The organism is Pseudoalteromonas sp. MM17-2, from assembly GCF_022347945.1.
GTDB lineage: Bacteria > Pseudomonadota > Gammaproteobacteria > Enterobacterales > Alteromonadaceae > Pseudoalteromonas > Pseudoalteromonas ruthenica.
This window is the reverse complement of the sequence record NZ_JAKRFV010000025.1, coordinates 55,005-62,649: the sequence shown is the minus strand read 5'-3', so window position 1 is coordinate 62,649 and position 7,645 is coordinate 55,005. Positions and strand designations below refer to the sequence as shown.

5 protein-coding genes are annotated in these 7,645 nt (G+C 47.7%); all 5 read right to left on the bottom strand.

The window, feature by feature from the left end:
• Nucleotides 1–99, bottom strand: a 99-nt coding sequence (locus MHM93_RS17175) for a GTP-binding protein (protein WP_235408380.1), incomplete at its 3' end; no start/stop codon positions are given.
• Between the two features lie 57 nt (nt 100–156).
• Nucleotides 157–2,274 (bottom strand): elongation factor G, encoded by a 2,118-nt coding sequence (gene fusA, locus MHM93_RS17170; protein WP_022944283.1) that lies wholly within the window; start codon nt 2,272–2,274, stop codon nt 157–159.
• A 27-nt stretch (nt 2,275–2,301) separates the two neighbouring features.
• Complete coding sequence (rpsG, locus tag MHM93_RS17165; protein WP_022944284.1) at nt 2,302–2,772, bottom strand: 30S ribosomal protein S7; 471 nt, start codon at nt 2,770–2,772, stop codon at nt 2,302–2,304.
• Between the two features lie 98 nt (nt 2,773–2,870).
• On the bottom strand, nt 2,871–3,245 hold the full coding sequence (gene rpsL, locus MHM93_RS17160; protein ID WP_022944285.1) for a 30S ribosomal protein S12: 375 nt from the start codon (nt 3,243–3,245) through the stop codon (nt 2,871–2,873).
• A gap of 191 nt (nt 3,246–3,436) precedes the next feature.
• Nucleotides 3,437–7,615: a DNA-directed RNA polymerase subunit beta' gene (gene rpoC / locus MHM93_RS17155; RefSeq protein ID WP_239449956.1), complete on the bottom strand. Its 4,179-nt coding sequence runs from the start codon at nt 7,613–7,615 to the stop codon at nt 3,437–3,439.
• Between the last annotated feature and the right edge of the window lie 30 nt (nt 7,616–7,645).

Here is a 7,645-nt window from a genome sequence, read left to right as displayed (position 1 = left end):
AGTGATCGCTGCAGTTAGAGTTGTTTTACCGTGGTCAACGTGGCCGATTGTACCTACGTTTACGTGCGGTTTCGAACGTTCAAACTTTTCTTTTGCCATTTTCAAAATTCCTATAAAGAAATTAAAGTCCGACCCGAAGATCGGACCGAACTCAAATTACTTAACAGCGCGAGCTGCAATAATTCCATCAGCCACGTTTTTAGCCGCTTCTGCGTACTTGAGGAATTCCATCGAGTACGAGGCACGACCTTGTGTAGCTGATCGTAAGTCAGTTGCATAACCGAACATTTCTGAAAGTGGTACTTCGGCGTTCACTTGTTTTAAGCCGCCTGGTGCCTCTTCCATTCCTTCGATCATACCGCGACGACGGTTTAGGTCGCCTACAACATCACCCATGTTTGCTTCAGGAGTGATCACTTCTACCTTCATGATAGGCTCTAACAACACGGGGTTCGCTTCAAGCGCGCCGTTACGCATTGCCATTGCACCTGCGATCTTAAAGGCCATTTCGTTGGAGTCGACATCGTGGAACGAGCCATCGAATAACGTCGCTTTAACGCCCAGAAGCGGATAACCAGCAAGAACACCTTGCTCCATCTGCTCGTGGAGACCTTTTTCTACCGCTGGAATATATTCCTTCGGTACAGTACCACCAACGATTTCGTTAACGAACTCGAATGTTGGTGCTTCTTCATCGCTAATATCAAGCGGTTCAAGTTTGACCCAAACATGACCATATTGGCCACGACCACCCGATTGACGAACAAACTTACCCTCAACCTTAACGGCTGAACGAATCGCCTCACGGTAGGCAACCTGAGGTTTACCAACGTTACATTCAACTTTGAATTCACGCTTCATACGGTCGACGATAATATCGAGGTGTAATTCACCCATACCAGAGATAATAGTCTGGCCAGATTCTTCGTCTGTTTGTACGCGGAAAGAAGGATCTTCTGCCGCTAGTTTACCTAGCGCGATACCCATCTTTTCTTGGTCTGCCTTGGTTTTTGGCTCTACCGCAACAGAGATCACCGGCTCTGGGAATTCCATACGCTCTAGCGTAATGATTGCATTCCCGTCACACAGGGTATCACCTGTTGTTACGTCTTTGAGACCAATCGCAGCGGCGATATCGCCGGCACGAACTTCTTTGATCTCTTCACGTGAGTTTGAGTGCATCTGGACGATACGACCGAAGCGCTCACGCTTTGATTTAACTGGGTTATATACCGTGTCACCCTGGGCAACTGTGCCTGAGTACACACGGAAGAAGGTTAGCGTGCCTACGAACGGGTCGGTAGCAATTTTAAAGGCCAATGCTGAGAAAGGCGCTTTGTCATCTGCTGGACGCGTGTCTTCAGTCTCGCCATCATCAAGAACACCTTGAATCGGTTTAACTTCGGTAGGTGAAGGCATGTATTCAATCACGGCATCAAGCATCGCTTGCACGCCTTTGTTCTTGAACGCACTGCCGCAACTCATCAGCACAATTTCGTTGCTTAGAGTACGAGCACGAAGGCCTTGCTTGATCTCAGCTTCGCTGAGCTCACCTTCTTCTAAATATTTGTCCATTAGCTCTTCATTGGCCTCAGCCGCCGCTTCCACAAGAAGTGAGCGGTATTCTTCGGCTTGGTCTTGAAGCTCTGCCGGGATCTCCTCAAATGTAAATGACATCCCCTGGTCCGCTTCGTTCCAGTTGATGGCTTTCATCTTGATAAGATCAATTACACCTTTAAAGTCTTCTTCAGCACCAATAGGCAGCTGAATCGGAACAGGAGTTGCACCCAGACGGGTTTTCACCTGATCTACAACCGACAAAAAGTCGGCGCCAATACGGTCCATTTTATTTACGAAGATCATACGTGGAACTTCGTATTTATTGGCCTGACGCCAGACTGTTTCTGTCTGTGGCTGTACACCTGATGAAGCACAAAGCACGACAACAGCACCATCAAGTACACGCAGTGAACGCTCAACTTCAATGGTGAAGTCTACGTGCCCTGGGGTATCGATGATATTGATGCGATGGTCGTCAAATTGCGCGTCCATCCCTTTCCAGAAACAAGTGGTCGCAGCAGACGTGATAGTAATACCACGCTCCTGCTCTTGCTCCATCCAGTCCATAGTTGCAGCACCATCGTGTACCTCACCAATTTTGTGAGATAGGCCCGTGTAAAAAAGTACACGTTCCGTCGTGGTGGTTTTACCTGCATCTACGTGAGCACAAATACCGATATTGCGGTAGCGCTCAATTGGAGTTGTACGTGCCATATAATCCTCTTAAAGGTTAAGGACAGATTACCAACGGTAATGAGCGAATGCTTTGTTCGCTTCAGCCATACGGTGAACGTCTTCACGTTTCTTAACCGCAGTGCCTTTGTTATCAGCTGCGTCGATCATCTCTTGAGCCAGACGAAGGCCCATAGATTTTTCACCACGCTTACGTGCAGCTTCAACCAACCAACGCATACCTAGTGCGTTGCGGCGAACTGGACGAACTTCAACTGGTACTTGGTACGTTGAACCACCTACACGGCGAGATTTAACCTCTACCTGTGGGCGAACGTTTTCAAGTGCAGACTCAAAGATTTCTAGGTGCGGTTTGCCTGATTTCTCAGCAGCCACGTCTAGCGCACCATAAACGATGTTTTCAGCAGTAGACTTTTTGCCGTCAAGCATTACTACGTTGACGAACTTTGCAAGTAATTCTGATCCGAACTTAGGATCTGGAAGAATTTTACGTTGACCTATTACGCGTCTTCTAGGCATTTTATCTCTCCGATTTCTTCAGGTCTGTTTTTTGAACAGATTCCCAAAACTAATATTTAATTAAAACTTAAGTGCTTGGCCTTACTAACGGAGAACCATTAGCCCTTAGGACGTTTTGCACCGTACTTAGAACGACCTTGTTTACGGTCATTTACGCCGGCACAGTCAAGTGCACCGCGAACAGTGTGGAAACGTACACCAGGTAAGTCTTTAACACGACCACCACGGATAAGGATTACACTGTGCTCTTGAAGGTTGTGGCCTTCACCACCGATGTAAGATGTTACTTCGAAACCGTTTGTTAAACGTACACGGGCTACTTTACGTAGAGCCGAGTTTGGTTTCTTAGGAGTAGTGGTATATACACGAGTACATACACCACGCTTTTGTGGACATGCCTTAAGCGCGGCTGAGTTACTAGTTGTAACCTTGCTGCGACGTGGCTTGCGCACTAGCTGGTTAATAGTTGCCATCAAATAGCTCCTGATGAAAAATTAAAGTTACTACTGAAATTAAAAATTCCGCCCAATTTACACACTGCGATAACACCAGCGAGTAAAAGGGTGGCGGAATTTTAATGAGCAAAGTTTAGCCTGTCAACCAAAACAACGCTGAGAGCGGTATTATACCGCCCTCAGCGTGACTTAATTATGAAATTAAGCGGTTATTCTTGGTCGCCAGACAAATCTGCATTAAGTGCATCAGTCAGTGCTTGGGTTGCTTCCTCGGCACTTACTGTTGGCTCAAGCAGTTCCTCTGCATTCTGTTTACGACGATTTTGGCGATCTTGGTGATACGCAAAGCCGGTACCGGCTGGGATCAAGCGACCCACGATTACGTTTTCTTTCAGACCGCGAAGTTCATCGCTCTTACCATTTACAGCGGCTTCAGTTAGGACACGTGTCGTCTCCTGGAACGAGGCTGCTGAAATGAATGATTCGGTTGCCAATGACGCTTTGGTAATACCCATTAGCTGAATTTCATACTTCGCTGGGATCTTACCTTCGGCTTCAAGTTCACGGTTTGCGATGCTTACACGTGCAACTTCAACCTGTTCACCGGCTAGGAATTCAGTGTCGCCACCGTCGAGGATGATACATTTACGTAGCATCTGACGAATAACAGTTTCGATGTGCTTATCGTTAATCTTTACACCTTGCAGACGGTAAACGTCTTGCACTTCATTAACGATGTAGTTAGCAACATCGGTCACACCACGTAGACGAAGGATATCATGTGGCGACTCTGGACCATCGGCGATTACTTCACCTTTGCTCACTGTCTCACCTTCGAACACGTTAAGCTGACGCCACTTTGGAATCATCTCTTCGTATGCATCACCTTCCGCCGGGGTGATTACAAGACGCTTCTTACCTTTGGTTTCTTTACCAAAGCTTACCGTACCTGAGATCTCTGCTAGGATGGCTGGATCTTTCGGCTTACGCGCTTCGAATAGGTCAGCAACACGTGGTAGACCACCGGTAATATCACGAGTTTTCGAACCTTCCTGCGGGATACGTGCAAGCACATCACCTGGGTTCACCGTGGCACCATCGCTCACCTCAATGGTGGTGAATGACGGTAGGCGAATCTCTTGCAGGCCGCGCTCTTCATTCTCAATGATAAGCTTAGGCTCTTTCGCATTCACCTTGGCTAGGTCTTTAACAACCACACGCGTTAGACCAGTCAACTCGTCGGTCTGAGCTTCGGTGTTAGAGTCATCGATATCGCTGAACGATACTTTTGACTCGTGTTCGATGATGATTGGGTGACTGTGCGGGTCCCACATCGCTACGATGTCGTTGCCTTTCACTTCGGCACCATCTTGTACCGTTAACACTGCACCGTAAGGTACTTTATAACGCTCTTTCTCACGACCATGCTCATCAATGATGGTGATCTCGGTAGAACGTGAAGTGATAACGATCTTGCCTTCTGAATTCAACACATATTTCGCATTGTGAAGTTTCAGACGACCGTTGTTTTTAACTTGTACGCTGTTCTCTGCAGATGCCCGCGATGCCGCACCACCGATGTGGAAGGTACGCATGGTAAGCTGTGTACCTGGCTCACCGATTGACTGTGCTGCAATAACACCGACCGCTTCACCTGGGTTGATGATATGGCCACGAGCCAAGTCACGACCGTAACATTTAGCACATACACCAAAGTCATTGTCACAGGTGATAACAGAACGAACACGTACTTCATCCACTGAGTGCTCTTCAAGTAAGTCACACAGCTTCTCGTCAAGCATGATATTACGCTCAACCAACACTTCATCAGTGCCAGGCTTAAGTACGTCTTCGGCAACTACACGGCCTAGTACACGCTCGCGTAGCGGCTCTACTACGTCACCACCTTCAATGAGTGGCTTCATAGTTAGACCATCTTCCGTGCCACAGTCGCTCTCATTGATTACCAAGTCTTGCGCTACGTCTACAAGACGACGCGTTAGGTAACCCGAGTTCGCTGTCTTCAATGCGGTATCGGCAAGACCTTTACGCGCACCGTGCGTTGAGATGAAGTACTGAAGTACGTTTAGACCTTCACGGAAGTTCGCGGTAATTGGCGTTTCGATGATTGAACCATCTGGACGAGCCATTAGACCACGCATACCCGCTAGCTGACGAATCTGAGCGGCACTACCCCGTGCGCCCGAGTCGGCCATCATAAACACTGAGTTGAATGAGTCTTGCTCTTCTTCGTTACCCTCAGCATTGATAACAGTGTCTTTTGATAAGTTCGCCATCATTTCGCGTGATAAGTTTTCATTCACACGTGACCAAATATCGATAACTTTGTTGTACTTCTCACCCGCTGTTACAAGACCAGACTGGAACTGTTGGTTGATTTCAGCAACCTCAGCTTCCGCTGCATCGATGATCTCGGTTTTAACCGGCGGGATTTCCATGTCGTTGATGCCGATTGATACACCCGATTTCATCGCATAGTGGAAACCGGTGTACATCACTTGGTCAGCAAACACTACGGTGTCTTTCAAGCCTAGACGACGGTAACACTCATTAAGCATACCTGAGATTTGCTTCTTACCTAACGCACGGTTAACCAGTGAGAAAGGTAAGCCTTTAGGCATGATCAACGAGAAAATAGCACGACCAACAGTGGTATCGATAACGCCGGTCACTTCTTCAGTGCTGCCGTCTTCTTCGATTACCGTTTCTGTCATCCGTACTTTTACTCGAGCATGTAGCTCGGCAGTACCAGTACGATAGGCTTTTTCAGCTTCTTTCGCGTCTTTAAATACCAGGCCTTCACCTTTGGCATTAATGCGGTCACGGGTCATGTAGTAAAGACCCAAAACAACGTCCTGTGAAGGTACGATGATTGGCTCACCGTTCGCAGGCGAAAGAATGTTGTTGGTTGACATCATCAACGCGCGTGCTTCTAGCTGCGCTTCTAGCGTTAATGGTACGTGAACCGCCATTTGGTCACCGTCGAAGTCAGCGTTATACGCCGCACACACCAATGGGTGCAGGTGAATCGCTTTACCTTCGATAAGTACCGGCTCAAACGCCTGGATACCCAAACGGTGAAGGGTTGGTGCACGGTTAAGTAGCACTGGGTGTTCACGAATAACTTCGTCTAGTACGTCCCAAACCTCTGGTACTTCGCGCTCAACCATCTTCTTCGCAGCTTTGATGGTTGTCGCCATACCACGGCGCTCAAGTTTGCCGTAGATGAAAGGCTTGAATAGCTCAAGAGCCATTTTCTTAGGCAGACCACACTGGTGTAGTTTCAGTGTAGGACCTACGGTAATTACAGAACGGCCTGAGTAGTCAACACGCTTACCAAGAAGGTTTTGACGGAAACGACCTTGCTTACCTTTGATCATGTCTGCAAGCGACTTAAGTGGGCGCTTGTTAGAACCGGTAATAGCACGACCACGACGACCGTTATCAAGGAGCGCATCGACCGCTTCTTGCAACATACGCTTTTCGTTGCGTACGATGATGTCTGGCGCGGCTAAATCGAGAAGACGCTTCAAACGGTTGTTACGGTTGATCACACGACGATAAAGGTCGTTTAGATCTGACGTCGCAAAACGACCGCCGTCTAGTGGTACAAGTGGACGTAGATCAGGCGGTAGCACTGGAAGAACGCTCATTACCATCCACTCAGGGTTGTTACCTGATTGGTGGAATGATTCCATCAATTTCAAACGCTTGGTAATTTTCTTACGCTTGGTTTCAGAGTTGATAGTTGGTAGCTCTTCGCGCATTTCTGCAATCAGCTGACCTAGGTCGAGTTCTTTAAGAAGATCAAGTACCGCTTCTGCACCCATCTTCGCTTCAAATTCATCACCGTGCTCTTCAAGAGCATCAAGGTACTCTTCTTCACCTAAAAGCTGACCACGCTCAAGCGTCGTCATACCAGGTTCGGTTACCACGAATGATTCGAAGTACAGCACTCGCTCGATGTCACGAAGCGTCATATCGAGCATTAGGCCGATACGCGATGGCAGTGATTTTAGGAACCAAATGTGTGCCACTGGGCTTGCCAGCTCAATGTGACCCATACGGTCACGACGCACTTTGGTTAGCGTTACTTCAACGCCACATTTTTCACAAATAACACCACGGTGCTTCAAGCGCTTGTATTTACCACACAAACACTCGTAATCTTTCACTGGGCCGAAAATACGGGCACAGAATAAGCCGTCACGCTCAGGCTTGAAAGTACGGTAGTTAATGGTCTCAGGTTTCTTTACTTCACCATATGACCATGAACGCACCATGTCCGGCGAAGCAAGACCAATGCGAATTGCATCGAATTCTTCGGTCTTATTTTGTTGCTTCAGAAACTTAAGTAAGTCTTTCACCTTAGCTCTCCTGTCGGAGGTTAATCTCGA

Coding starts and splice junctions, on each gene's coding strand:
- fusA (WP_022944283.1), bottom strand. CDS start 2,274: ATGGCACGTACAACTCCAATTGAGCGCTACCGCAATATCGGTATTTGT.
- rpsG (WP_022944284.1), bottom strand. CDS start 2,772: ATGCCTAGAAGACGCGTAATAGGTCAACGTAAAATTCTTCCAGATCCT.
- rpsL (WP_022944285.1), bottom strand. CDS start 3,245: ATGGCAACTATTAACCAGCTAGTGCGCAAGCCACGTCGCAGCAAGGTT.